The 25,762-nt window shown below is 73.8% G+C and carries 19 protein-coding genes; 9 read left to right on the top strand and 10 right to left on the bottom strand.

What is annotated here, in order from left to right; all coding sequences use genetic code 11:
• Window positions 1-97: 97 nt before the first annotated feature.
• Complete coding sequence (locus tag IE329_RS21720) at window positions 98-1,114, bottom strand: phosphotransferase (RefSeq protein WP_190212606.1); 1,017 nt, start codon at window positions 1,112-1,114, stop codon at window positions 98-100.
• Between the two features lie 208 nt (window positions 1,115-1,322).
• On the opposite strand from IE329_RS21720, the gene IE329_RS21715 reads away from it, so the two are divergent.
• The 6 genes from IE329_RS21715 (at window position 1,323) to IE329_RS21690 (ending at window position 11,095) form a co-directional block, all read left to right on the top strand.
• Window positions 1,323-2,342, top strand: a complete 1,020-nt coding sequence (locus IE329_RS21715) for a LacI family DNA-binding transcriptional regulator (protein WP_190212605.1) — start codon at window positions 1,323-1,325, stop codon at window positions 2,340-2,342.
• Between the two features lie 297 nt (window positions 2,343-2,639).
• Complete coding sequence (locus IE329_RS21710) at window positions 2,640-3,995, top strand: ABC transporter substrate-binding protein (protein WP_229927638.1); 1,356 nt, start codon at window positions 2,640-2,642, stop codon at window positions 3,993-3,995.
• Window positions 3,996-4,143: 148 nt separating this feature from the next.
• Complete coding sequence (locus IE329_RS21705) at window positions 4,144-5,148, top strand: carbohydrate ABC transporter permease (protein ID WP_190212604.1); 1,005 nt, start codon at window positions 4,144-4,146, stop codon at window positions 5,146-5,148.
• 11 nt (window positions 5,149-5,159) lie between these two features.
• The gene (locus IE329_RS21700) at window positions 5,160-6,047 is read left to right on the top strand and encodes a carbohydrate ABC transporter permease (RefSeq protein WP_190212603.1); all 888 of its coding nucleotides are present in this window, start codon (window positions 5,160-5,162) and stop codon (window positions 6,045-6,047) included.
• 281 nt (window positions 6,048-6,328) lie between these two features.
• On the top strand, window positions 6,329-9,319 hold the full coding sequence (locus IE329_RS21695) for a carbohydrate-binding protein (protein WP_229927637.1): 2,991 nt from the start codon (window positions 6,329-6,331) through the stop codon (window positions 9,317-9,319).
• Between the two features lie 117 nt (window positions 9,320-9,436).
• The gene (locus tag IE329_RS21690) at window positions 9,437-11,095 is read left to right on the top strand and encodes a glycoside hydrolase family 13 protein (protein WP_190212602.1); all 1,659 of its coding nucleotides are present in this window, start codon (window positions 9,437-9,439) and stop codon (window positions 11,093-11,095) included.
• 26 nt (window positions 11,096-11,121) lie between these two features.
• Here IE329_RS21690 and IE329_RS21685 read toward each other — a convergent pair whose 3' ends face one another.
• On the bottom strand, window positions 11,122-11,325 hold the full coding sequence (locus tag IE329_RS21685) for a hypothetical protein (protein ID WP_190212601.1): 204 nt from the start codon (window positions 11,323-11,325) through the stop codon (window positions 11,122-11,124).
• Window positions 11,326-11,591: 266 nt separating this feature from the next.
• On the opposite strand from IE329_RS21685, the gene IE329_RS21680 reads away from it, so the two are divergent.
• Together IE329_RS21680 and IE329_RS21675 are read left to right on the top strand one after the other, a co-directional pair.
• Window positions 11,592-12,716, top strand: a complete 1,125-nt coding sequence (locus tag IE329_RS21680; protein WP_190212600.1) for a PLP-dependent cysteine synthase family protein — start codon at window positions 11,592-11,594, stop codon at window positions 12,714-12,716.
• A 215-nt stretch (window positions 12,717-12,931) separates the two neighbouring features.
• Window positions 12,932-15,901, top strand: a complete 2,970-nt coding sequence (locus tag IE329_RS21675; protein ID WP_190212599.1) for a DUF7507 domain-containing protein — start codon at window positions 12,932-12,934, stop codon at window positions 15,899-15,901.
• 86 nt (window positions 15,902-15,987) lie between these two features.
• Here the strand turns inward: IE329_RS21675 and IE329_RS21670 are convergent, their stop codons facing one another.
• The gene (locus IE329_RS21670) at window positions 15,988-16,434 is read right to left on the bottom strand and encodes a DUF4267 domain-containing protein (protein ID WP_190212598.1); all 447 of its coding nucleotides are present in this window, start codon (window positions 16,432-16,434) and stop codon (window positions 15,988-15,990) included.
• Between the two features lie 132 nt (window positions 16,435-16,566).
• On the opposite strand from IE329_RS21670, the gene IE329_RS21665 reads away from it, so the two are divergent.
• Window positions 16,567-17,157, top strand: coding sequence for a TetR/AcrR family transcriptional regulator (locus IE329_RS21665; protein WP_190212597.1), 591 nt, complete (start codon window positions 16,567-16,569; stop codon window positions 17,155-17,157).
• 40 nt (window positions 17,158-17,197) lie between these two features.
• Here the strand turns inward: IE329_RS21665 and IE329_RS21660 are convergent, their stop codons facing one another.
• From IE329_RS21660 to IE329_RS21630, 7 genes are all read right to left on the bottom strand, one after another.
• The gene (locus tag IE329_RS21660; protein WP_190212596.1) at window positions 17,198-18,004 is read right to left on the bottom strand and encodes a DeoR/GlpR family DNA-binding transcription regulator; all 807 of its coding nucleotides are present in this window, start codon (window positions 18,002-18,004) and stop codon (window positions 17,198-17,200) included.
• Between the two features lie 157 nt (window positions 18,005-18,161).
• Window positions 18,162-18,689 (bottom strand): GNAT family N-acetyltransferase, encoded by a 528-nt coding sequence (locus IE329_RS21655; RefSeq protein ID WP_190212595.1) that lies wholly within the window; start codon window positions 18,687-18,689, stop codon window positions 18,162-18,164.
• 60 nt (window positions 18,690-18,749) lie between these two features.
• Complete coding sequence (locus IE329_RS21650; protein ID WP_190212594.1) at window positions 18,750-21,161, bottom strand: right-handed parallel beta-helix repeat-containing protein; 2,412 nt, start codon at window positions 21,159-21,161, stop codon at window positions 18,750-18,752.
• Window positions 21,162-21,485: 324 nt separating this feature from the next.
• Window positions 21,486-22,370, bottom strand: a complete 885-nt coding sequence (locus tag IE329_RS21645) for an MOSC domain-containing protein (RefSeq protein WP_190212593.1) — start codon at window positions 22,368-22,370, stop codon at window positions 21,486-21,488.
• 318 nt (window positions 22,371-22,688) lie between these two features.
• Window positions 22,689-23,459, bottom strand: coding sequence for a DUF6643 family protein (locus IE329_RS21640; RefSeq protein WP_190212639.1), 771 nt, complete (start codon window positions 23,457-23,459; stop codon window positions 22,689-22,691).
• A 320-nt stretch (window positions 23,460-23,779) separates the two neighbouring features.
• On the bottom strand, window positions 23,780-24,223 hold the full coding sequence (gene mscL / locus IE329_RS21635) for a large conductance mechanosensitive channel protein MscL (RefSeq protein WP_190212592.1): 444 nt from the start codon (window positions 24,221-24,223) through the stop codon (window positions 23,780-23,782).
• 242 nt (window positions 24,224-24,465) lie between these two features.
• Window positions 24,466-25,683 (bottom strand): GNAT family N-acetyltransferase, encoded by a 1,218-nt coding sequence (locus IE329_RS21630; RefSeq protein WP_229927636.1) that lies wholly within the window; start codon window positions 25,681-25,683, stop codon window positions 24,466-24,468.
• Window positions 25,684-25,762: the final 79 nt, after the last annotated feature.

Here is a 25,762-nt window from a genome sequence, read left to right as displayed (position 1 = left end):
GCTGCGCCCGGCCGCGGTCCGTACGCCGGTACCCGGGCAGGGGTGCCGGCGTACGGGCCGTGCCGGGCAGTGGTGCCGGGCCAGGGGACCGACCGGCCTACCGCAGGAGGGCGAGCGCCGCCCGGAGGTTGTGCTCCGCGATGCCCCGCATCGCCCCGCGGTCCGGGAAGTCCCCGTCCAGCAGCCGCAGCGGGCCGGGCACCAGGGCGAGCCGCATCGCCAAGGTGTGCAGGGCGAGCCGCTGTTCGTCCAGGCCGTCGTGGTCCAGCCACCGGTAGTGCTCGCCGAAACGGATCCGCAGGAAGGCGTGCTCCCACTCGACGTCGAAGTGCATCAGACCCTCGATGTCGATCAGGACAGGGTGCCCGTGCCGGTCCACCAGGACGTGGTCGGGGCCGAGTTCGCCGTGCACCAGCCCGTACTCGGCGCGCGGGCGGACGGCCGCGCCGTGCGCCTGGACGAGCGCCGCCAGTTGCTCCTCGGCCGCCGCCAGACGGGCGTCCCGGGCGGCGCCCTCGGCCAGGTCGGCCAGCGCCCTTTCGACCACCAGCCGCTCGGACGAAGGGCTCGCGGGCAAGGCCCCGGCACCGCTCGGGGCGGTCCGGCCGAGGTACGGGGCACGGTGCTCGCGCAGCAGGCCGAGGGCGTCGGCCAGCCGGGCCAGCACCGGTTCGGCGGCGCGCGGATCGCGCCCGAGCAGGGTCTCCAGGTTCTCGCCGGGGACGTCCTCGACGACCGCCAGGTCGGCCGGGTGCAGCGTGCGGCCGCCGTCGGCCAGGTACAGCCGGGGTGTCCGGACACCGAGGGCGGCCAGCCGGCGGTGGGCGGCCTGGAACAGGCCGAGGCCGGAGGCGGGGGAGAACGGGTCCTGCTGCCCGCCGGTGCCGCCGGCGCCCGCTCCGGGCTCGTCGCCCGCCCCCGGCCAGTAGTTCTCGGCGGCCGCCCAGCGGTAGACGACCACGCTGGACCCGTCGTCGAGCCGCAGGCGGTAGACACCCTTCTTGCTGCCGCCCCGCAGCCGTTCGACCGCCACCGGCCTGCGCCCGCCGCCGAGCGCCGCCCGGACGACACCCTCCCAGAGCTCCGGCGCCACCGCCCCGCGCACCGTCCCCATCCCGCGCCTCCTCGGTGAATCGGCGGCCGTCCCGTGCGGCCGTCCTGTCCCGTCCCGTCGGCCGTGGGCCGGCCGCCTCGCCGACCCTAGTGCGCGCTGGCCCGGCTGCCGTCCCGTGGCCGCTCCGGCAGCCGGAACCTTGCGCAGATCGTCATGTTTTTGCGTAAATGATCTTTGTTTTTGCGAACCATCCTGTAGGTTGATTCCCGTGACGAAACGACTCTCCGAAGTTGCCCGATTCGCCGGCGTCAGTGAGGCGACGGTCAGTCGCGTGCTGAACGGACGGCCCGACGTGGCGCGGTCGACCCGGGAATCGGTGCTGACCGCGCTCGACGTCTTCGGCTTCGAGCGGCCGGCCAAGCTCCGCGGGAACCGGGCGCCGCTGGTCGGCCTGGTCGTCCCCGATCTGCAGAATCCGGTCTTCCCGGCCTTCGCCGAAGCCCTCGCCGGGGCCCTCAACAAGCGCGGCCTGATCCCGGTGCTGTGCACCCGGACGGCCGACGGGGTCTCCGAGGCGCACTACATCCAGATGCTGCTGGAGCAGAACATCGGGGGCATCATCTTCGTCGGCTCCAGCTACGCCGACGCCGGGCCGGAGCACGGCCGGGCACTGCGCGAACGGCAGGTGCCGATCGTCCTGATCAACGCCGCCGACGAGAACCTCGGGGTGCCCCAGGTCTCCGCCGACGATGCCGTGGCGGTGGAGCAGGCGCTGGTCCACCTGACGGCGCTCGGGCACCGGCGGATCGGCCTGGCGCTCGGGCCGGTCGGCCATGTCCCCTCTGCCCGCAAGCTTGCTGCGTACGCGTCCTACTGGCGGGGGCAGGGCCGGGGGCCGGAGTTCTGGCGCCCGCTGGTGGCCCACTCCATGTTCTCCATGGAGGGCGGTGCGATGGCGCTGGGCCGGCTGGCCGGGCAGGGGATCACCGCGCTGGTGTGTGCCAGCGACGCGCTGGCGCTGGGGGCGATCCGGGCCGCCCGGCGGCGCGGGACGGCGGTGCCGGAGCAGCTCTCGGTGACCGGGTTCGACGACTCGCTGTACATGGCGGTGACCGACCCGCCGCTCACCACGGCCCGGCAGCCGATCCAGGCGATGGCCGCCGCGGCGATCGCCTCGCTGGTCGCGCAGATGGACGGCGGCGAGACCGCCGAGGAGCTGATGGTCTTCGAGCCGGAGCTGATCGTCCGGCAGTCGACGGCGGTCTGCCCGGTGCCGCGGGAGGGCTGAGCGGGCCGCGTTCGCGAGGGGTGTGGTGCCGTCGTCCGGCCGGACGACGGCACCACACCCCTCGGCGTTTCCCGGGGTGGGCGAGGCCGGCCGATAGTGACGCAGTGTTACGAGCATGGGCTTCGGCGATTAATATTTTGCGCGCATTGATTGACATCTTGCGGCAGCCACTTCTACTGTCGGCGCGAAGCCGGGCGGTCGACACCGGCGGATCCCACCCCATCACGCAAGCCGCTTGCAGCGCCGCGCCCGTCCCGGGCGGTGCCCTGCCGCGTACCCAGGAAGGCCCTGATCCCCATGGACGGCATCAGAACCCGCCAGGCCCTCGGGCTGAGCATCGCCACCGCCCTCGCCCTCGGGCTCACCGCCTGCGGCGGATCCGGCTCCGGCGGCGCCGCCGCGGACGGTGTGGTGACGATCAGCGTCAACGGCATGCCGGCCGCCACCCAGACCGTCGACCGCAAGAACTTCGAGGACGACGTCAAGGCGTTCGAGGCGAGCCACCCGAAGATCAAGATCGACGCCCGTGAGGGCCAGATGGACCCGACGACCTTCGCCGCCAAGCTGGCGGGCGGTCAGTTGGAGGACGTCTTCTACGTCTACTTCACCGACCCGGCCGGCCTGATCCAACGCCGCCAGGCCAAGGACATCTCGGCCGAGATCAAGGACTTCCCCGCCCTCGCCGACATCCGCCCCGCGCTGCAGGACGTCTTCCGGGACTCGGGCGGCAAGATCTACGGCGTCCCGGAGGGCAACTACTCACTGGGCCTGGTCTACAACCGCGCGCTCTTCACCAAGGCCGGCCTGGACCCGGACAAGCCGCCGACCACCTGGGAGGAGGTCCGCACCGCCGCCGGGAAGATCACTGCTCTGGGCGACGGGGTCACCGGCTACGCCGACTACAGCAAGAACAACCAGGGCGGCTGGCACCTCACCTCGTGGATCTACTCCATGGGCGGCGACGTGGCGACCCAGCAGAACGGCGGCTGGAAGGCCGCGTTCAACTCCGACGCCGGCCGCAAGGCGCTGCAGATGCTGCACGACATGCGCTGGACCGACCAGAGCATGGGCACCCGGCAGCTGCTGGAGATCCCCGACGTCCAGAAGATGATGGGCTCCGACAAGCTCGGGATGTACATGGCCGGACCGGACAACATCCCCACCATCGTCAAGCAGTTCGAGCGCAAGTACGACGACTACGGCCTGGCCGCCCTGCCCGGTTCCGCCACCCTCGGCGGCGGCGACGGCTTCATGTTCAACCCCAAGATCTCCTCCGAGAAGGTCAGGGCCGGCCTCACCTGGCTCCAGTGGAAGTACCTGAACCCGGACCGCGAGGAGGAGATCACCAAGAAGTCGGTCGGCGGCTCGATCCCGATCGGCCTGCCGCAGCCCAACCTCTGGTCCGGCGCCTCCGCCGCCAAGGTCGACGCGGTCCATAAGCAGTACGCCAACGTGCCGGTGCAGAACTTCAAGCCCTTCACCGACCGCAGCGACTCCGTCAAGGTCAAGGTCGAGCCGCCGAACGCGCAGCAGATCTACACCGTGCTGGACGCCGTGATGCAGGCCGTCCTGACCGAGAAGGACGCCGACCTCGGCCAGTTGCTGAGCGGCGCCGAGGGCAAGGTCAACACCATCCTCGCCACGGTCAAGTGAGCCGGCCGGGCCGGGGCCGCCGGGCCGGTCCCGGCCCGGCGGCCCCGGCCCGCCCGTCGGCCGTCCGGCAGCGGCCGGCCGTCCGGCCCCCGTCGGCCCCCGCGCCCGACCACCCCAGGAACCACGCAGAGCAGGAAACGAGCCCGCCATGACGGCCGAACCCCTCACCGCACACCGAGATCCCGCCCCCGCCCCCGGCGCCGCACCCGCACCCGGGCCCGTCCGGGCCGGCCGGCCCGGACCCGCAGGGCCCACGGCTCCCGCGCCCGCCGCCCCCGCCGGCCGGCTGCGCCGCAAGGTCCGCGACAACCTGGTCGCCCACCTCTTCCTCGCCGCCGGCATCCTCTGCTTCGCGCTGTTCTCCTGGTACCCGATCGTGCGGGGCCTGCTGCTCAGCTTCCAGCAGGTGAACTTCGCCGAGCCGGCCCGGTGGGTCGGGCTGGACAACTTCCGCCGGCTGTTCGAGGACCCGCTGTTCCTGACCGCCTGGCGGAACACCGGCTGGTTCACCCTGCTGGCGCTGGTCTTCGGCTTCGCGGCGCCGTTCGCCACCGCCGTGGTCCTCAACGAGCTGCGGGGCGGCCGGAGTTACCTGCGGATGACGGTCTACCTGCCGGTCATGCTGCCGCCGGTGGTCACCATGCTGCTCTGGCGCTGGTTCTACGACCCGGGACCGGGCCTGTTCAACCGGGCGCTGGACGTCCTGCACCTGCCGGCCCAGCAGTGGCTGGAGTCCCAGAACCTGTCGATGGTCTCGCTGGTGCTGGTCTCCACCTGGGCCAACATGGGTACCACCACCCTGGTCTACCTCGCCGCCCTCGGCGGCATCCCCGGCGAGCTGTACGAGGCGGCCGAACTCGACGGTGCCTCGATCCGGCAGCGGCTGTGGCACGTGACCGTCCCGCAGATGCGCTTCATCCTGATGATCACCCTGCTGCTGCAGGTCATCGGCACCATGCAGGTCTTCGTCGAGCCCTTCGTGCTCACCGGCGGCGGGCCGAACGACGCCACCGTGACCGTCCTGCTGCTCCTCTACCGCTACGCGTTCGTCTACAACGACTTCGGCCTGGCGAGCGCCATGAGCACGGTGCTGTTCGTGGTGCTCGGGCTCTTCGCGGGGATCTACCTGCGCCTGACCCGGACCAAGGGCTGAGAGGAAATCCCATGGCTGACGGAACCGCTGTCCGCACCCTTGTCGCACCGACCGAGATGAGCCGCCGGGCCGGCCGCCTGATCCACCGCTTCGTCCTGACCGCCACCCTGGTGAGCTTCACCCTGGCCTTCGTCTTCCCGCTCTACTGGATGGCGAGCGGCGCCCTCAAGTCCTCGGCCGAACTGGCCCGCTCCACACCGACGTTGACCCCGCACAGCTGGCACCCGGAGAGCTACTCGGCGGCCTGGTCGAGCGTCGGGCTCGGCCACTACTTCCTGAACACCCTGCTGCTGGCGGCCGGGGCCTGGGCGTTCCAGCTGGTGGTGGACGTGTCCGCGGCCTACGCGCTGTCCAAGCTCCGCCCTGCGCTCGGCAACGTGGTGCTGGGGATGATGCTGGCCACGCTGATGCTGCCGGTCTCGGCGCTGCTGGTGCCGACGTACCTCACGGTCGTCGACGTCCCGCTGATCCACGTCAACCTGATCAACACGCCGTTCGCGGTCTGGCTGCCGGCCGCCGCCAACGCCTTCAACATCTTCGTCCTGAAGCGCTTCTTCGACCAGATCCCGGCCGAACTGCTGGACTCCGCACGGATCGACGGCGCCGGCCCCGTCCGGGTGCTGGTCTCGGTGGTGCTGCCGCTGTCGCGGCCGGTCCTGGCGGTGGTGTCGATCTTCGCGGTGGTCGGGGTCTGGAAGGACTTCCTCTGGCCGATGCTCGTCCTGCCGGACCCGGCGAAGCAGCCGATCACGGTGGCGCTCAACCGGCTCGCCATCGACATGCCCGCCAACCAGTTGCTGGCCGGGATGGTGATGGCCAGCATCCCGCTGCTGGTGCTGTTCCTGATCTTCCAGCGCCACATCCTGGCCGGGCTGACGGCCGGCAGCCTCAAGGGCTGACCCCCGGGGCACCGCCCGGCGAGCCGCCCGGCCGCACCCACGTTGCTCCCCCACGCTGCTCCCCCCACGCCTCTCCTCCCGGGGTGCCGGCCCAGGTCACGCAGGCACCGGCCCCCGCGGGCCGGGCCGCCCTGCCCCGTTGCGCCACCCCGCGCGGCCGAACCACCCGGCCCGACCGCACCGTCCCGTCCGGCCGAACCACCCCGCCGCGCCCCACGCGCGGCGGGTCCCCCACCCATGGCAAGACCCGAACTCGGCAACGATGCCGGGAAGGACAAACCGTGTCATCACTCATGAACAACCCCCGCAGACGCGCCAAGCTGGCGCTGCCCGTCCTGATGTCCATGATCGGAGCCGTGGCGCTCTGGGGCGTCACTCCCACCGCCCACGCCGCCACCACCGTCGTCGAGGCGGAGTCCTCGGCGCTCTCCGGTGGTGCTTCGTTCGCCTCGGACCACGCGGGTTTCACGGGTTCGGGTTTCGTCGGTGGTTTCACCGATGCGAACAAGGGCGGTGCGTCGACGTCGTTCGCGGTGCAGTCGGCGGTGGCCGGTGCGGGGTCGGTGCGGATCCGCTACGCGAACGGGACGGGTTCGGCGATGACGCTGAGCCTGTTGGTGAACGGCGCGAAGGTGCGGCAGGTGAGTCTGCCGGCGACGGCGAACTGGGACACCTGGGGGACGAGCGACCAGGCGGTGACCTTCGCGGCCGGGGCCAACACGGTGGCGCTGAGCTTCACCACGGCCGACAGCGGCAACGTCAACCTCGACAACATCACCGCCGTCACCCCCGACCGGGCCACCACCCCGCCGCCGGTCTCCGGTCAACTGGAGGCGGAGTCGGCGGCGCTGTCGGGTGGTGCTTCGTTCGCCTCGGACCACGCGGGTTTCACGGGTTCGGGTTTCGTCGGTGGTTTCACCGATGCGAACAAGGGCGGTGCGTCGACGTCGTTCGCGGTGCAGTCGGCGGTGGCCGGTGCGGGGTCGGTGCGGATCCGCTACGCGAACGGGACGGGTTCGGCGATGACGCTGAGCCTGTTGGTGAACGGCGCGAAGGTGCGGCAGGTGAGTCTGCCGGCGACGGCGAACTGGGACACCTGGGGGACGAGCGACCAGGCGGTGACCTTCGCGGCCGGGGCCGACACGGTGGCGCTGAGCTTCACCACGGCCGACAGCGGCAACGTCAACCTCGACAACATCACCGTCACCACCCCCGCCGCCCCGACCACACCGCCGACCACCACCCCGCCCACCACGCCCCCGCCCACCACACCGCCCCCGGCCGGCAGCCCCACCCACCAGGCGGAGGACGCCTTCTTCTCCGGGGGCCCGGCCCTCGGCACGGCCGCCACCGGCTCGACCGGCACCGGTTACCTCACCGGCTTCGCCGCCCAGGGCGCCCGCGTCGTCTTCTCGGTCGACACCCCCGCCGCCGCGCCCTACCCGGTCGCCGTGCGCTACCGCACCGCCGGTACCGCCGCCGCCTCGATCACCCTCGCTGCCAACGGCCTGAAGGTCCGGCAGGTCGCGCTGCCCGCCACGGCCGGCGCCTGGAGCACCGTCACCGTCGACGCCCCGCTGCGGGCCGGCCTCAACACGGTGACCCTGCGCACCGAGGCGGGCGACGGCGGCAGCCCCGACCTGGACGGCATCACCGTCACCGGATCGGCCGCCAACGCCGGCCGGGGCGCCACCGTGCCGTACACCACCTACGAGGCGGAGAGCGGCACCACCAACGCCGCCACCGTCGGCCCTGACCGCACCTACCTCACGGTCGCCGCCGAGGCCTCCGGCCGGAAGGCCGTGGTGCTCGACAGCACCGGCGAGTACGTCCAGTTCACCCTGACCAGGCCCGCCAACGCGCTCACCCTGCGGTACTCGATCCCGGACGACGCGGCCGGCACCGGCACCGCCGCCACGCTCAGCCTGTACGCCAACGGCAGCCAGGTCCGCGACCTGGACCTCAGCTCCAAGTACAGCTGGGTGTACGGCTCCTACCCGTACACCAACACCCCCTCCCAGGGCGCCGGGCACCACTTCTTCGACGAGACCCGGCAGATCGTCGGCGACTTCCCGGCCGGTACGGTGCTGAAGTTCCAGAAGGACGCTGGCGACACCGCCGCCTCCTACACCCTGGACCTGCTGGAGACCGAGCAGGTGGCGCCGGCCGCGGCCATGCCCGCCACCGGGTTCGTCTCCGCCGCCGCCCTCGGCGCCACCGCCGACGACGGCACCGACGACACCGCCGCGCTGAACAGCGCGGTGGCCACCGCCAAGTCCCAGGGCAAGGGCCTCTGGCTGCCGGCCGGGACGTTCGACATCTCCGGCCACGTCAACCTCACCGGGATCGCGCTGCGCGGCGCCGGCGAGTGGGCCACCACGCTCAAGGGCCTGAACGGCAAGGGCGGCCTGTTCGGCCAGGGCGGCACCAACACCGTCCAGGACCTGACCATCGCCGGCGACGTCTCCTACCGCGACGACGCCAACTTCGACGCCGGGATCGAGGGCGACTTCGGCAGCGGCTCGACCGTCCAGGACGTCTGGATCGAGCACACCAAGGTCGGCCTCTGGATCGACGCGCCCACCGACGGGCTGCTCGTCCACGGCCTGCGGATCCGCGACACCTTCGCCGACGGCGTCAACCTGCACAAGGGCACCGCGAACACCGAGGTCCGCCACACCAGCGTCCGCAACACCGGGGACGACGGGCTGGCGATGTTCTCCGAGGGCCAGGCCGTCAGCAACTCGGCGTTCCGCTTCGACACCGTCCAGTCCCCGCTGCTGGCCAACGCGATCGGCATCTACGGCGGCAACGCCAACCGGGCCGAGGACAACCTGCTCGCCGACACCGTCACCGGCTCGGCCGGCATCGCGATCAGCAGCCGCTTCGCGCCGGTGCCGTTCAGCGGCACCACGTCGGTGCAGCGCAACACCCTGCTGCGCACCGGTGGCCTGGAGCCCAACTGGAACAGCCGGTTCGGCGCGCTGTGGATCTACGCCGACAGCTCGGACATCACCGCCCCGGTGCTCGTCCAGGACCTCGACATCCTGGACAGCACCTACAGCGGGCTCCTGCTCTCGTACCAGAGGACCATCAGCAACCTGACGGTCCGCAACGTGCGGATCCAGAACACCGGCGCCTACGGCGTGGAGATCATCTCCAACGGCTCCGGGAGCTTCTCCGGCGTCACCGTCACCGGTACCGCCTCCGGCGGGCTCAGCACCAGCGGCACCTTCACCGTCGACCGGGGGACCGGCAACACCGGTTGGTGACGCCGCCCCGCAGCATCCGGTCCACCCCGCCCCGACCGCCGGGGTGGACCGGCCCCGCGCTCCGGCCCCCGCCCCTCGCGGGGGCCGGCTTCCCAACGATCCAGGAGAGGGACCACCGTGTCCGAGAGCAACGCCCCCACCGGTACCGCTTGGTGGCGGCACGCCGCGATCTACCAGGTGTACGTCCGCAGCTTCGCCGACGGCAACGGCGACGGCACGGGGGACCTCGCCGGCGTCCGGGACCGCCTGCCCTACCTGCGCGAACTCGGCGTGGACGCGCTCTGGTTCAACCCCTGGTACCTCTCGCCGATGGCCGACGGCGGCTACGACGTGGCCGACTACCGGGACATCGACCCGATGTTCGGCACCCTCGCCGAGGCCGAGCGGCTGATCGACGAGGCGCACGGCCTGGGCCTGCGGGTGATCGTCGACCTCGTCCCCAACCACTGCTCCGACCAGCACGTCTGGTTCCGGCAGGCACTGGCGGCCGGGCCCGGCTCGCCGGAGCGGGAGCGGTTCTGGTTCGCCCCCGGGCGGGGCGAGAACGGCGAACTTCCGCCCAACGACTGGCAGTCGTACTTCGGCGGCAACGCCTGGAGCCGGATCACCGAGGCCGACGGCACCCCCGGCCCCTGGTACCTGCACCTGTTCGCGCCGGAGCAGCCGGACCTCAACTGGGAACACCTGGACGTGCGGGCCGAGTTCGAGTCCATCCTGCGGTTCTGGCTGGACCGCGGCGTGGACGGGTTCCGGATCGACGTGGCGCACGGCCTGGCGAAGAAGCCCGGCCTGCCCGACGTCGGCCCCGACCCGGACGTCACCGACCTGCCCTACCAGGACTGCGACGCCGTCCACGACATCTACCGCAGCTGGCGCAAGATCTCCGACTCGTACCCGGGGGAGCGGGCCTTCGTCGGCGAGGTCTGGCTGCCCACGCCCACCCAGTTCGCCCGCTACCTGCGCCCGGACGAGCTGCACTCGGCCTTCAACTTCGAGTTCCTGTGCTGCGCCTGGGAGGCGGACGCGCTGCGCTCGGTCGTCGACACCACCCTGGCCGCGCACCGCCCGGTCGGCGCGCCGCCGACCTGGGTGCTCTCCAACCACGACACCATCCGGCACGTGACCCGCTACGGCCGGGCCGACACGTCCTTCGACATGGGCGACAAGCGCCTCGGCGACCCCAGCGACCCGGTGCTCGGGCGGCGCCGCGCCCGCGCGGCCGCGCTGCTGACGATGGCCCTGCCCGGCGGCGTGTACGTCTACCAGGGCGACGAACTGGGACTGCCGGAGGTGCAGGACATTCCCGACCACCTCGTGCAGGACCCGACCTTCGTCCGTTCCGGCGGCCTCGACCGCGGACGGGACGGCTGCCGGGTGCCGCTGCCCTGGTCGGCGGAGGGCGGCTCGCTCGGCTTCTCGCCCGCCGGCGCGGACGCCCGGCCGTGGCTGCCGCAGCCCGCCGACTGGGCGGAGGTCGCGGTGTCGGTCCAGCACGCCGACCCGGATTCGGCACTGGCGCTCTACCGCGCGGCGCTGGCGCTGCGGCGGGAGCGGCTGGTGCCGCTGGGCGAGGGCTTCGACTGGGTGGCGGCGGGGCCCGGGGCGCTGTGCTTCACGCGGGGCGGGGGGTTCCACTGCCTGGTCAACTTCTCCGACGAGCCGGTGGGGCTGCCGGCGGACTCCGTCGTCCTGCTCAGCAGCTCCCCGCTCGTCGGCGGTGTCCCCGGCCAACGGGTGGTCCCGGGCGACACCTGTGTCTGGTTCACGACCGGCTGACGCACCTGCGCCGCCGGCCGGCGGTGCTACGCGAAGGACGGCCGCCGGCCGAACGGGCGCCGCCGCACCCGGGTGACGGGCCGGCCGGCGGCCGGTGCCTCCTCGCGGCCGGCCATCCCGGCGAGCCGGTCGGCCTGGTGGCCGGTCAGCCGGGGCGGCGGCCCCGAGCCGCTGTCGGCGTCGGTGTGCAGCTGGGTCAGGGCTGTGACGAGTGCGAAGTAGTCGCTCATTTCAGGGTTCCTTTCGGTCTTCATCCTCTGACCTCAAGGGTGACGTGCCGTCATGACGGCAGTTTTGCAGGCGGGTCTCGATCTGGTGGCCGTTGGGTGGACGTCCGGCCCCGGGCGTTACCGGCGGGCCGCGTGAGTGTTACGGCGGGATAAGCGGAAGCTGGAATGCCGGTAGCAGTTACTTATTGTAGTCGACTGTTACACTGGGTGCGGATGTGGAGCAGGATCCCTGCTGCGACGGATGTGCCTGCCTGAGGAGAGTGGCGATGACCGCCGGGAATGCCGCGACGACCACCGGGACCGTCGACGTGGACCGTTCGGACGCCGCCTACCGCGGCTGGCTCAAGGAGGCCGTCCGCAAGGTCCAGGCCGACGCCAACCGCTCCGCCGACACCCACCTGCTGCGCTTCCCGCTGCCGGCGGACTGGGGCATCGACCTCTACCTGAAGGACGAGTCCACCCACCCCACCGGCAGTCTCAAGCACCGGCTCGCCCGCTCGCTCTTCCTCTACGGGCTCTGCAACGGCTGGATCCGCCCCGGGAAGCCCGTGATCGAGGCGTCCAGCGGTTCCACCGCCGTCTCCGAGGCGTACTTCGCCGGGCTGATCGGGGTGCCGTTCATCGCCGTGATGGCCAGGAGCACCAGCCGGTCCAAGATCGACCTGATCGAGTTCCACGGCGGCAGCTGTCACCTGGTCGACAGCGCCTGCGAGGTCTACGAGGCCGCCGCCCGGCTCGCCGAGGAGAGCGGCGGCCACTACATGGACCAGTTCACCTACGCCGAGCGGGCCACCGACTGGCGCGGCAACAACAACATCGCCGAGTCGGTCTTCGCCCAGCTGCGGCTGGAGCCGCACCCCGAACCCGACTGGATCGTCGCCACCGCCGGCACCGGTGGCACCTCGGCGACCATCGCCCGTTACGTCCGCTACAGCCAGCACGACACCCGGATCTGCGTCGCCGACCCGGAGAACTCCTGCTTCTTCGAGGGCTGGGTGGAGCACGACCCGGACGCCTCCTGCGAGAGCGGCTCCCGGATCGAGGGCATCGGCCGGCCCCGGATGGAGCCCAGCTTCGTGCCCGGGGCCATCGACCGGATGATGAAGGTGCCGGACGCCGCCTCGATCGCCACCGTCCGGGTGCTGGAGCAGGTGCTCGGCAAGAAGGCCGGCGCCTCCAGCGGCACCGGGCTGTGGAGCGCGCTGCGGATCGTCGCCGAGATGCGGGCGGCCGGCCGGCACGGCAGCGTCGTCACCCTGATCTGCGACCCGGGCGACCGCTACCTGGACAAGTACTACTCGGACGAGTGGCTGGCCGGCCAGGGCATCGACATCGAGCCGTACCGCGAGCGGCTGACCGCCTTCCTGGCCGGCGCCGCCGGGCTGGACTGACACCTGCGCCGCCCGCCCGCCGGACCGCTGACGGACCGGCGGACCGACAGGCGTACGGACCGGCGGGATGCCGTCCCCGGCCGGCCTGACCTGGACACGCCCACGGGCGGCGCACTCACCGGCCCGTCGCACCCTCCCCGCCCAAGCTGGGACCCCCGGACGCCTGAGTCGCCGGGTGGAGCACCCCAGCGACAAGGTTCGAGGAGTCGGTTGCGATGGCCTGGCACGGGCGGACACTACGCAGGACCAGCGTCCTGGTACTGAGCGCGTTGGCGTTCGGCGGCCTCACGGCGGGCCCGCTGGCCGGCCCCGCCGTCCCGGCCGGCCTCCCCACCGGCGGCACGGTGATCGTGAACGAGACCTTCGAGGGCGACACCGTGCCGGACCCGGCCTGGGAGCCGCTCGGCCGGGCCTGCCTGACCGGCGCGCCGGTGGGCAGCACGCCGCCGTCCGGGGCCGCCCAGATCCCCGCCTGCCCGGCGGCCGGCCAGGGCCCGCCCCCCACCCCGGGCGTGACCCCCGGCTACCTCCAGCTCAACGACGCGAGCGGCTTCGTCGGCGGCTCGCTGCTGTACCGGCGCCCGGTGCCCGCCTCGGCCGGGCTCTCGGTCACCTTCGAGCAGTACCAGTACGCCGGGACGGCCGCGCCCGGCGACGGCATCGGCTTCTACCTGGTCGACGGGTCGACGCCGCTGGACAGCCAGGGCGCGGACGGCGGCAGCCTCGGCTACGCCCAGCGGAACCTCTCGCCCGGCGTGGTCGGCGGCTACCTGGGCGTCGGGCTCGACGCGTACGGGAACTTCTTCAACGACGGGGAGTCCCGCGGCGCCGGCTGCCCGGCCGGGCAGCAGTCGCCCGTCCAGGTGGACGGGCCGGTGGCGCCCAACGTGATCACCCTGCGCGGCCCGGGCGCCGGCATCTCGGGCTACTGCTACCTCGCCTCCACCACCACCCCGACCGCCGACCCGACCCGGTACGCCTCGACGCTGCCGGGCACGCTCAGCGCCGCCTTCGGCGTCACCGACCCGGCGGTCGCCAAGCGCCTGGTCAACGTGCAGATCACGCCGGCCCCCGCGCCCCGGGTGATCGTCCAGCTGGACTTCCAGGACGGCGCGGGCTGGCAGGAGGTGCTCAACCAGCCGGCCCCGGCCGGCCTGCCGCCGACCTACAAGTTCGGCTTCAGCGCCTCCACCGGCGGCAGCACCGACGTCCACCTGATCCGCGGCGTGAACGCCGCCACCATCGTGCCGCTCAGCCGCCTCGACCTGGTCAAGCAGGTCGACCGGACCGGCGCCCCGCTGCCCGCCGAGATCACGGCCGGCACGGTCATCCCGTACCAGTACGTGCTGACCAACGGCGGCCTGGACACCCTGACCGGGCTCCAGGTGACGGACAACCGGCTCGCGCCGGTCAGCTGCCCCGCCACCAGCCTCCCGCCCGCGCCGGCCACCGGCAGCACCGTGGTCTGCACCGGCAGCTACACCGTGACCGCCGCCGACGTGGCCGCCGGGCAGGTGGTGAACACCGCCAACGCCACCGCGACCGCGGAGAACGGATCGGCCGTCAACGCGCCGCCCTCCACGGTGACCGTCCCCTTGGTCTCCTCCGTCGGCCTGACCAAGACGGTGCTCACGCCGGCGCCGCAGACGGCCGGCCAGAGCATCGACTACGCGTTCACGGTCACCAACACCGGTGGCTCCACCCTCTCCACCGTGACCGTCCAGGACCCGCTGATCAGCCCGTCCGACGGGTCCAACCCGATCTCCTGCCCGGTCTCCGTGCTCCAGCCCGGTGAGTCGACCGTCTGCACGGCGAGCTACCTGCTCAAGGAGTCGGACCTGGTGGCGACCGGCACCTTCACCAACACCGCGACCGCCAAGGGCCAGACCGCTCTGGGACAGAACGTGGTCTCGGCCCCCGCCAGCGCCACGGTCGGCCAGGTGGCCGACATCGGGGTCACGGTGACCGCCGACCCCACCGCCCCGCTGGTCGGCGGGACGGTCACCTTCACCGTCACGGCCACCAACCACGGCCCGGACGACGCCTCCTCGGTGGTGATCTCCAACCCCGTCCCGGCCGGCTCGACGTACGTCTCGGCCACCCCGGGCACCGGCACCACCTTCGACCCGGCGACCTCGAGGTGGACCATCCCCGCCCTGCCGCTGAACGGCTCCGCGCAGCTCACCTTCGTGGTGCGGGTGGACGGCACCGACCCGGTGACGGACACCGCGACGGTCGTCTCCGCGGCCCAGACCGACCCGGTGGCCGAGAACAACACCGCCTCCGCGACGGTCACGCCGGTGCAGCGGACCGACATCGCGGTCACCAAGTCGGTCGACGTCGCGAGCCCGCAGATCGGGCAGCAGGTCACCTTCACGGTCGGGGCCGAGAACAAGGGCCCGGCCGCCGCCACCGGGGTCACCCTGACCGACGTCCTCCCGGCGGGCCTCACCCTGGTCCGGGCCACGCCCTCGACCGGGGCGTACGACCGGACCACCGGGATCTGGACGGTGGGCGGCCTCGCGGTGGGGGAGAAGGCGACCCTGACGCTGACCGTGGTGGCCACCAGCACCGGCCTGCTCACCAACAGCGCCTCGCTGACGACGGTTCAGCCGGCGGACTCCGTGCCCGGCAACAACGAGGCCTCGGCCGAGGTGCTGGTGCGGAACGTCAGCCCGAGCCCGAGCCCGAGCCCGAGCCCAAGCCCGTCGCCGTCGCCGAGCCCCAGCCCGAGCCCGAGCCCGTCGCCGTCGCCGTCGCCGAGCCCCACCCACACCCACAGTCCCAAGCCGTCGCCGAGCCCCACCCGCACCCACAGCCCGAAGCCGAGCCCGAGCCACAGCCCGGAGCCCAGCCCGTCCGACGACTGCTCCAGCCCCGCAGCGGGTGGCTGGCCCGGTCACCACGCCGCGCCGAGCCTGCGTCCGGGCGCCCGGGCGCTGCCGCCGGCCCTGCCGGTGGAGGTTCCGGAGGCCGCGCCGACGGGTGCGCCGAGCGGGAACGGGCCGGACGCGGCTGAGGCCGGGGAGCCCCGGGTGAGCCCGTCGGACGGTCCCGCCGGGGCGCCTGCCACGGCCGGCCTGGCGCACACCGGGTTCTCGGTGGTGTTGCTGGTGGTGGCCGCCGGGCTGCTGATCCTGATCGGCGGGCTGTTCTCCGCCGCTGGGCGTCGCCGCAGGCACTGATCCGGCGGACCGGCTCCGAGGCTGAAGCCGGCACCGCGAACGGCGGGCCGCCCCTTCGAAGGGGCGGCCCGCCGTCGTTCGGTGGGTCAGGCCGTCACGGCGGCGGTGGGCCGGTCCGTGCCGGCGCGGGCCGGCTCGGGGCGCCGGAGCGGCTCGCCGAGGAGCAGCACGCCGGCCGCGGCGACCGCGCCGGCCGTCAGGCCGTGCACCCCGAACGCGGTGGCCGCCGAGCCGTGGTGGTTCAGGACGACGAGCATGTCGCCGAGCGGGGTCAGGGACTCGACCAGCATCAGCCAGCCGAGGGCCCGGCGCTGCCGGGTGGCGAGCAGGGTGAGCACGGCCAGGCCGGAGACCAGGTCGCGGACGCCCTTGACGTTGAGGAACCCGGTGGCGTCGCCGCCGCGCGGCCAGTCGGGGAGCCCGAAGGCCGGCGCCGTGGCGGCCGGGTCCAGCAGGTAGCTCAGGCCGACGTAGCTGATGCCGAGGCCGGTCAGGACGGTGATGCCGGTGGCGAGGGCGCGCTTGACGGACATGGTGGTCTCCCCTTGCTCGGGCCGTCCGACCGGGTGGTCCGGTCCTGGCCGGTGGTATCTAGCATCGCTAGGAACAAGAACGACGCTAGAGCATTCATTGCTCTGATGTCTAGCGGTGCTAGGATTCAGCTCGTGTCCATCCAGCAGCGCCGTGAGCGCGACCGAGCCCAACGCCATCAGCTGATCATCGACACCGCGCGGGAGCTGGCCGAGGCCGAGGGCTGGGAGGCGGTGACCACCCGGCGGCTGGCCGAGCGGATCGAGTACAGCCAACCCGTCCTCTACAGCCACTTCGCGGGCAAGGACGCCATCGTGGCGGCCGTCGCCGAGCAGGGCTTCGCCGAGCTCGCGGCCCGCCTGGCCGCGGCCCGCGCCGCCGCCGGCGACCCGCCCGGGGCCTTCGCCGCCCTGGCCGGCGCCTACTGCGCGTTCGCCTACGCCAACCCCGCCCGGTACGACGCGATGTTCACCATGGCCAGCGAGCTGCCGTTCGGCACCGCCGATTCGCCCGCCGCGCTGAAGGCCGCCTTCGCCGAACTGGCCCAGGTGTTCGGGCGGGTGGCGGACGCCGCCGAGGCGGAGGCGTTCACCGAGATCGCCTGGGCCTCCCTGCACGGACTGGTGATGCTCACCCGGGGCGGGCGGCTGCGTCCCGGCCTCCAGGAGCAGCGGCTCGACCTGTTGGTCCGCCGGCTGCTGCGGGAGTCGCCGCCGGCCGGATGACCGCGCGCCGGCGGACGGCGGCGGAGCGGGGCGGCCGGGCTCAGCCGGCCGGGGCCACCAGGACTTCGCGGACGTGCTCGCGGGCCGTCCGGGCGGCGTCCGCCGGGAGCGCGGCGTCGGTCACCCAGGTGTCGGCCTCGGCGAGTTCGGCGAAGGTCGACAGGCCGACCAGGCCCCACTTGGTGTGGTCGGCGACCACCACCACCCGGCCGGCCGAGTCCACGAACTGCCGGTTGGTCTCCGCCTCGGCGATGTTCGGGGTGGACAGGCCCGCCTCGGCGGACAGGCCGTGCGTGCCGAGGAAGAGCAGGTCGAAGCGCATCGAGCGGATCGTGCGGTCGGCAACCGGGCCGACCAGCGAGTCGGACGGCGTCCGCACCCCGCCGGTGAGCACCACCGTCGCACCGGCGCCCTCCCCGGCGCGCCGGGCCCGTTCGAAGATCTCCGAGACCGGGACGGAGTTGGTCACCACGGTCAGCCGCTCGACACCGGTCAGGTGCGCGGCCAGCGCGTGGGTGGTCGTCCCGCCGGAGATCGCGACGGCCGAGCCGGGCGCCACCAGGGCGGCCGCCGCCCGGGCGATCTCCTCCTTGGCGGACAGCTCCAGCGCGGACTTCGCCTCGAAGCCGGGCTCGTGCGTCCGGGCGGCCTCGGCCGGCACGGCGCCGCCGTGCACCTTCTCCAGCACGCCGGTCCGGGCCAGGGCGTCCAGGTCCCGCCGGATCGTCATGTCCGAGACCTTGAGCCGTCGGGTGAGCTCGTTGACCCGCACCCCGCCACGCCGCCGGACCTCGTCCAGGATCAGCGCCCGCCGCTGTTCGGCCAGCAGATTGCTGTTGTCCGCCATCCGCCCGCGTCCGCCTCTCCGTGGTGGGTCAGGTGTTCGGGCCATCCTCGCACGGGCGTTCACCGGCCGGTGGACCGGATCGCCCCGGTGGGCCCGGCGCCGGTCCGCGCCGCCGGAGGCGTGGCGAAGGACCGCGCCGGGCCCACCGGCGCCGGCCCTACGGGCGGATCCGGTACAGCACGGCGTCGCGCAGCGGGCCCGACGGCACCTCCGGGTCGGCGAAGTCGTCGGCGGGGTCGTAGGTCATGCCGATCCGTCGCATCACGGCCCGGGAGCGGTGGTTGCCGGCGGTGGTCACCGCCAGGATCTCGGGCAGTTCGAGCGTCCGGAAGCCGAAGTCCAGGACGGCCAGGGCCGCCTCGGTGGCGTAGCCGTGCCCCCAGGCCGGGCGGGTCAGCCGCCAGCCGATCTCCACCCCGGTGAAGGGCAGGCCCTCGTCCACCGGGTCGAGGCCGGCGAAACCGACGAACTCGCCGGTGGCCGCCACCTCGACGGCCCACCAGCCCCAGCCGCGTTCGGTGAGCCCGGCCCGGAAAGCGGCCATCGAGGCGGCGCTCTGCTCGGGGGTGAGCACCTCGGGGAAGTGCTCGCGGACCTCGGGGTCGGCGTTCATCGCCGCCCAGGGGCCCAGGTCGGTGTCCTGCCACTGGCGCAGCAGGAGGCGTTCGGTGCGAAGTTCTGACATGGCCGCAACGTACGGGACCGCCGCCGCCCGGGCGACCGAATTCCCGGCCGGCCGCGGCGGCTACCGGCCGCCGGCCCCCGGCAGGTCGGCCGGGACGAGCAGTTGCAGCTCCTCGGTGGACGGGTCGGCCAGGTGGGCCACCCGCATGGCGTGCCGCTCGACCATCGTCTCGAAGACCTGCCGGGCGGTGCGGCCGTTGCCGAAACCGGGGCCGCGCTCCAGCCCGGCGAAGTGGACGAGCAGCGCCCCCTCGGTCTCCTCGGCGAGGGCGTACTCGTGCTCGGCGCACTGCGAGCGGGCGATCTCCAGCAGCTCGTCGGCGGTGTAGTCGGGGAAGGTGATGGTGCGGGAGAAGCGCGAGGAGACACCGGGGTTGGCGGAGAGGAAGCGCTCCATCTCCAGGGTGTAGCCGGCCACGATCACCACCACCTCGTCCCGGTGGTCCTCCATCAGCTTCACCAGGGTGTCGATCGCCTCGCGGCCGAAGTCCCGGGCACCGTCCTCGGGCGACAGCGCGTACGCCTCGTCGATGAAGAGCACCCCGCCGCGGGCGCGGTCGAAGGCGGCGGCGGTGCGGATCGCGGTCGAGCCGATGTGCTCGCCGACCAGGTCCACCCGGGCCACCTCCACCAGGTGGCCGCGCTGCAGCACGCCCAGCGAGGCGAGGATCTCCCCGTACAGCCGGGCGACGGTGGTCTTGCCGGTGCCGGGGGCGCCGGTGAAGACCAGGTGGCGGCGGAGCGAGGGCGCCTTCAGGCCGGCCTGCCGGCGGCGCCGGCCGACCGCGATCAGGTCGATCAGGGTGCGCACCTCCTGCTTGACGGTGGCCAGGCCCACCAGCGCGTCCAGCTCGGCGAGCGCCTCGTCGGCCGGGCGGCAGTCCGGGATCGCGGTGATCACGGCGGCCTCGGCGGGCGGCGCCGCGCTGGTCAGCCGGGCGGTGCGGGGCGGCGGCAGCGCGGTCGCCGGGGCGGCGGCGGGCGGTGCGGCGTGGGCCGGCGCGACGTCGTCCGAGGTGCAGTGCTCGACCACCGGCCCCGGCTCGGAGAACTCGAAGCCGGCCCGCTGGTTCTGCTCGGCCCGGCAGCGGGTCAGGGCGGTCCGGCAGCCGTCGATGATGTGGAAGCCGAAGCCCTTGCCGTGCGAGACCCGGCAGTCCTCGAAGGTGCCGCGCCCCTGGGCGGAGATGTAGACGGCGGCCTCGGCGCTGCCGCGGACCGCGCAGTCGCGCAGCACCGGGTCGGCCCCCTTGGTGACGATCACCCCGGTGGCGACCTCGGAGATCTCGCAGCCGGTGAGCACTCCGCCGCTGCCGTGGTCGCGGAACCAGAACCCGGTACCGGCCTCCTGGACCCGGCAGCCGGACAGCGCGACGGTCGCGCCGCCGCTGACCGAGACCGCCGAGCTCCGGATCCGGCTGAACGAGCAGTCCTCGGCGGTCGCCCGGGACTCCCGGTCCAGCACGAACAGCGCGTCCGGCAGGTCGTGCAGCGAGCAGTCGGTGAGGGTCAGCCGGGCGCCGTCGCTGACCCAGAGCGCCGGGTAGTCGCCGCCGCTGCTGTGGATCTCGCAGGACTCGGCGACCGCCGTGGTGCCCAGGTCCCAGACCGACAGGGCGCCGCGCCCGAAGTCCCGGACGGTGGTGTGCGTCATGGTCAGCCGGGCCCGTCCGCGCAGGTCGGCGCCGTTCTCCGGCAGGTCGTGCACCCGGCAGCCGGTGAGGGTCAGCTCGGCCTCGCCGTCCAGGGTGAGGCCGTTGCCGGTGACCCGGTGGATGTCGCAGTCGGTGAGCCGGCCGTCCGCGTGCGACTCGGCCTGCACCCCGCTGCCGCGGATCTCGTAGATCTCGCAGCCGGTGAGCTCGGCCGCGCTGCCCGGGTCGGTGAGCAGCACCCCGGCCCCGCCGGCGTGGTGCAGCTTGCAGCGCAGCAGCGCCGCGGTGGCGCCGCCGAGCACGGCGAGCCCGGCCTGGCCGGCGTCGGCCACCTCGCAGTCCTCGAACACGGCGGCGGTGCCCTCGCCGCGCAGCCGCAGGCCGAGGCCGGACGGGTTGCTGACCACGCAGCCGCTGAGTGCGGGCCGGGCGCCGTCGACGATCTCGATGCCGACGGCCGAGCGGGTGTCCACCCGGCAGCCGGTCAGCAGCGCGGCCGCGCCGAGGCCGGTGACCAGCACGGCGGGGGCGGAGCTGTCGTTGCCCTCGATCACCAGGCCGCGCACGGTGGCGGCGGCGGTGACGGTGAGCGGCACCCCGGACGGCGGGTCGATCCGGACGCTGCCCGGGCCCTCGGCGGGGACGACGGTGACGGCCTTGTCCAGCACCAGGTTCTCCCGGAACGTGCCGGGCCGGACGGTCACGGTGTCGCCCGGTTCGGCGGCCGCGAGGGCCTCCGTGAGCGTCTCGTACTCCCCGGCGCGGCGGCGCCACCGGGAGGCGCTGTCCTGTGTGACCCGGACCCTGTGCTCAGCCATGACGCTCCGCCATCCCCACCTTCGTCGGCCCACCTTCGTCGGCCCGGGGTCACCGGGCCCGGGCTCACCGGGCGCGATCCCGCCGGGCCCACCACGGCCCGGCCCGGCTGTCGTCGGGCCCGCTGTTGTCGAGCTGTTGTCGAGCCGGCGCGCGACCTGGCGCGCGGGCGTCCGCCCACCGTAGCGCGCTCGCGCGGTCCGGCCGGGCCGACCGCGCGTCCCTGAGGTCAACGAGCCCGGGGAGTTTCCGTTCCGGGCGGGCCGGCGGGCGCCGCCGGAGCCGGCCCCGGCCCGGGGCCGGGCGGCAGGACCGGGGGCATCCGCTCAGGTCAGGGCGCCGGCCGGCCAGCGCGGGCCGGTCTCCAGCACGGTGACCGGGTCGCCCAGCCGCAGGGTGCCGAGCACGTCGCCGCGCACCCCCTCGGGTCGTTCGGGGATCAGGTTCTGCCCGAAGGAGGCCTTCTGCAGCAGCCGGTTGTGCCGGGCCAGGGTGCGCAGCGGTTCCTTGCCGGTCCGGACGCCGGTCTCCTGGTCGGTGGTGGTGACCACGCAACGCCCGCAGGGCTTGACCACCTTGAAGGTCAGCTCGCCGATCCGGATCCGGCGCCAGGTGTCCTCCTCCCAGGCCTCGGTGCCGTCGACCACCAGGTTGGGGCGGAACCGGGTCATCGGCAGCTGCTGCCCGCCGTCCTCGGGGTTCTCGGCGGCGATCAGCTCGTTCAGCCGCGCCAGCGAGGCGGTGGCGGTGAGCAGCAGCGGGAACCCGTCGGCCATCGAGACCGTCTCGCCCGGCCCGGCCCACTCGGGGTCGACCGGCCGCCGGCGCGGGTCGTCCAGGTGCACCAGGCGGAAGTCCCCGATGTTCTCGGCGATCCAGGCCTGCGTCTTGTCGTCGGCCTCGGCGGCCCGGAACCGGGTGCCCCAGACCTCGACCTCGGCGAGCCGGTCCTGCCGGGCGGCGGACGGCGGCGGCACCTCGACGCCGGCGCCGTCGGGCGTCCGCAGGGTGAGGGTGCCGTCCTCGGCGGGGAGCGTGCGCAGTTGGCCGAGCTCGGGCCGCTCCCGCTGGCTGACGAAGCGGCCGGTGGGGTCCACCAGCATCCAGCGCCGGTCACCGGCCAGGCCCCAGGGTTCCACCCGGGCACTGTCCGGGCTCAACCGGTAGGTGGACTTGACGGGGTAGACGTGGAGTCCGGTCAACTGTGGCATTCCACCATCCTGCCAGCGTGCGGCGCGGAGCGGTGCGCCGGGGCGGAGCGGGGTCCGGGCGGTCGGTAGCGGGCGGAGGCGGGGGCGCGCGGGGCGGGGGCGGGGGCGCGCGGGGCGGGGGCGGGTCGTGCGGGGTACGGGCGGCGGCGGTGCTCTGCGGCGGCGCGGCGCGGCGCGGCCGGAAAACGCGCACGGACCGTCCGGACACCGCGGTGGCGGTGGTCCGGACGGTCCGTGGATGACCCGTTTCTCCGTACGCCCGGCTCTTCGTCGCGCCGGGGTGTGCTCAGGTGGTGCGGGTGGGACCAGGGGCTGGGTTCAGTAGGCCTGGCCCTGGGACTGGTAGCCGGGCTGGGCGTACTGGCCCTGCTCGCCGTAGGGCGCGGGGCGCTGCGGCTGCATCGGGCGGACCGGCGCGACCGGGGAGACGGCGGGGCGCAGCTGGTTGCCGCCGAAGCTCTGGTCGGACTGGTTCTGGAAGCCCTGGCCGGCCGGGCCCTGCCCGGTGAAGGACTGCTGCCCGCCGAACGACTGCCCGCCGAAGCCCTGCCCGTTGAAGCCCTGCTGGGCCTGCGCGCCGAACGGCTGGCCGCCGCCGACACCCTGCGGGGCGGTGGCGAAGGTGTTCTGGCCGCCGAAGCTCTGGCCGCCGGACTGGTACGCGGGCGCCGGCTGCTGGAAGCCGCCGGGCATCGGGGCCTGCGGCCGGAACGGCTGCGGCGGGCCGCCGTAGCCCGGCACCGGCGGCTGCGGCACCGAGGCGTAGCTGGGCTGCGCCGGGATGTAGGAGGTGGCGGGGCCGGCGCCCGGGCTGCTGCTCGGCCCGGGGCCGAGGGCGAGCCGGGCGGGCGGCAGAGCGGGCAGGTTGCTGCCGGAGCTCTCGTACCCGGTGGAGTACCGGCTCTCGTAGGACGGGCCGAGACCCGAGCCGTAGCCGGTGGAGAGCGCCGGGGGCAGGGCCGCCGGCACGTTGATGGGCGCGATCTGCGGGACACCGCGTTCTGCGACGAGGCTGTCGTAGATGGGCGTGCCGGAGGAGAAGGACGGAGAGGGGTAGCCGACTCCGTCGTAGGAGCGGGGCGAGGTCATGGGGCATACGGTAAGCCCACAATGTGCCTGCTGAGGAGAGTGGGAGGGCGGGCAGTTCAAGTGTTTACACACTCTTCGCTCGCACAAAGGTCTCGAAAGTAGGAAGATCCGACATATCGGCGTCGACTTCAGGCCAGCCGGGCACGCCGAGCGACCGCTCGAACACGATTCGGGTGGCCGAATGTCCGCCCCCTGGGACTCGACCACCCGTTCGACCGGGAGTGCCCCTCCCGTGCGGTGTGGCCGGCATCGGCCGGGGCCCCCGGCCCGGCGGATGCCGGAGGCGGGGGCCCGGACGGAAAGCCCGCTGGTGGGCGCGGTCAGTGCCGCTGCAGCGGCTGCGCCGGGAAGCCCGTCCGGCCGGCCAGCTCCGAGGTGCAGAAGGAGCAGCGGACCGCCGCGGTCGGGACGGGGCTCAGGCACTCCGGGCAGTCGGCCTTGGCGACCGGCACCGGCTTGGCCGACTCGAACCGGGACTGCAGCCGGCCGACCGGGACCACCACCACGAAGTAGATCACCGCCGCCACCAGGACGAAGCTGATCAGGGCGTTGACGAAAACGCCGTAGGGGAAGCTGGTGCCGCCGACCTCGAAGGTCTTCTTGGTGAAGTCGCCGACCGCACCCGTGGCGACGCCGATGAGCGGGGTCAGGAAGGCCGTGACGAAGCCGGTGACCACGGCGGTGAAGGCCGCGCCGATGACGATGCCGACCGCGAGGTCCACCACGTTCCCGCGCAGCAGGAAGCTGCGGAATCCCTTGAACACCGGGCTGACTCCAAATCCGTGCTGAGGGCGGCGTTCCGGCGGTTCCGATGCGTGGTCCCGGCGGGCCGACCTGGTGAGGGTGGTGGGCCGAGGCCCTCCGGAGCGTCATACTGCCCACTCAACATGCTTGTGGTCCAACCGAGTTCACCCGATCCGCGTAACAGGCGCACCGAGGTCCGGGGCTCGAAAGCGCGTGCCCTGCGGCCTCCCGGGGGCGAGGCGCCGGGGGTCGGGCCGGACGGTCAGAACGCCTCCAGGTCGCCCAGGCTGAACCGCCACGACGCCAGGGTGAGCCCGGCGGGCAGCGGGCCGGCGGTGCCGCGCGCCGCCAGCGTCATCCCGGTCCGCGGGGCGGTCAGGTACCCGCTGCGCAGCGCCGTCCGGGCGGCCTCGGTGCCGGGGGAGAGGTGGGTGGCGACGTGGTCGCAGCCGGAGCGGGCGGCGGCCCGCAGCAGCCGCGCGGCGGTGACCCGGTCGCCGGGGCGGACCAGGATGTCGGCCAGGGTGAACTCGGTGAGCGGCCCGCGCCGCCGGGGCCGCCCGAACGCCAGCCCGGTCAGCTCCTCGCCGCGCCGGCAGGTCAGCACCCGGTAGTCCAGGCCGGGCGCGTCACCGTACCGCCAGCGCAGGAACTCCGGGGTCCGGGCCACCGCGAGCCGCGGGTCGGACCGGTCGGCGGCCGCCCGCTCGGCCAGCAGTTCGGCCAACGGCCCTGCCGTGCAGTCGGGTTGGGAGGCGAACCAGTCGGCGGCCGTCGGCAGCGAGCACCGCACCGGCACCTCCCGGTCGGTGGGCCGCCGGGCCCGGGCCGCCCGGGCGCCGCGGGCGAAGGCCGCCGTGTGCACCGGGCGCAGCGCCACCGGGACCTGGCCGAGTTCGCTCCAGCCCATCGCCCGGTAGCCGGGCAGACTGCTGCCGTTCGGGGTGTTGAACACCAACTCGGCCTCGCCGGCGACCTGTTCGAGGAGGTCCTGGGTGAGCCGGCGGAAGATCCCGCGCCCTCGGAAGCCCGGACGGGTGGCGGTGTCCACCGGCCGCACCGCGCGGACCGTGCGGCCGGCCGCCGCGTCGTACCACTCCCAGCGCAGGAACAGCCGCACCCCCGCCACCCGCCCGTCGGGGGCCTCGGCGACCAGGCCGGGGCTGGCCCCGAACGGGCTGCGCCGGTGCTTCCAGGCGAAGAAGTCCGCGCCGCGGCCACCGGTCGGGCCGCCCGCGGTGGAGGCGGCCAGCAGCTCCAGCACCGCCGGGGTGTCGGCGTCGCGCAGCGGGCGCACGGTCATCTCGGCCAGGGGCGTCGGGGGCGCGGGCGTCCGGTCCGCCGGGGTCCGGTCCGGAGTGTCCAGGTCCGGGGTGTCCAGGTCCGGGGTGTCCAGGTCCGGGGCGTCCAGGGCGGGGCTGGGCAGGGCGGGGCTGGGCGGTGCAGGGGCGGGCACGGCGGGGGTGGGCAGGGCGCTCACGTCCGGCTCACAACTCCTTCGCGGGAGGGTCCTTCCGGGGGAAGGCCGTTCGGGATCTCGATGATGGGATGTGCGGCCT

Source organism: Kitasatospora indigofera, from assembly GCF_014655955.1.
GTDB lineage: Bacteria > Actinomycetota > Actinomycetes > Streptomycetales > Streptomycetaceae > Kitasatospora > Kitasatospora indigofera.
This window is presented reverse-complemented; position numbering and strand designations above follow the sequence as displayed.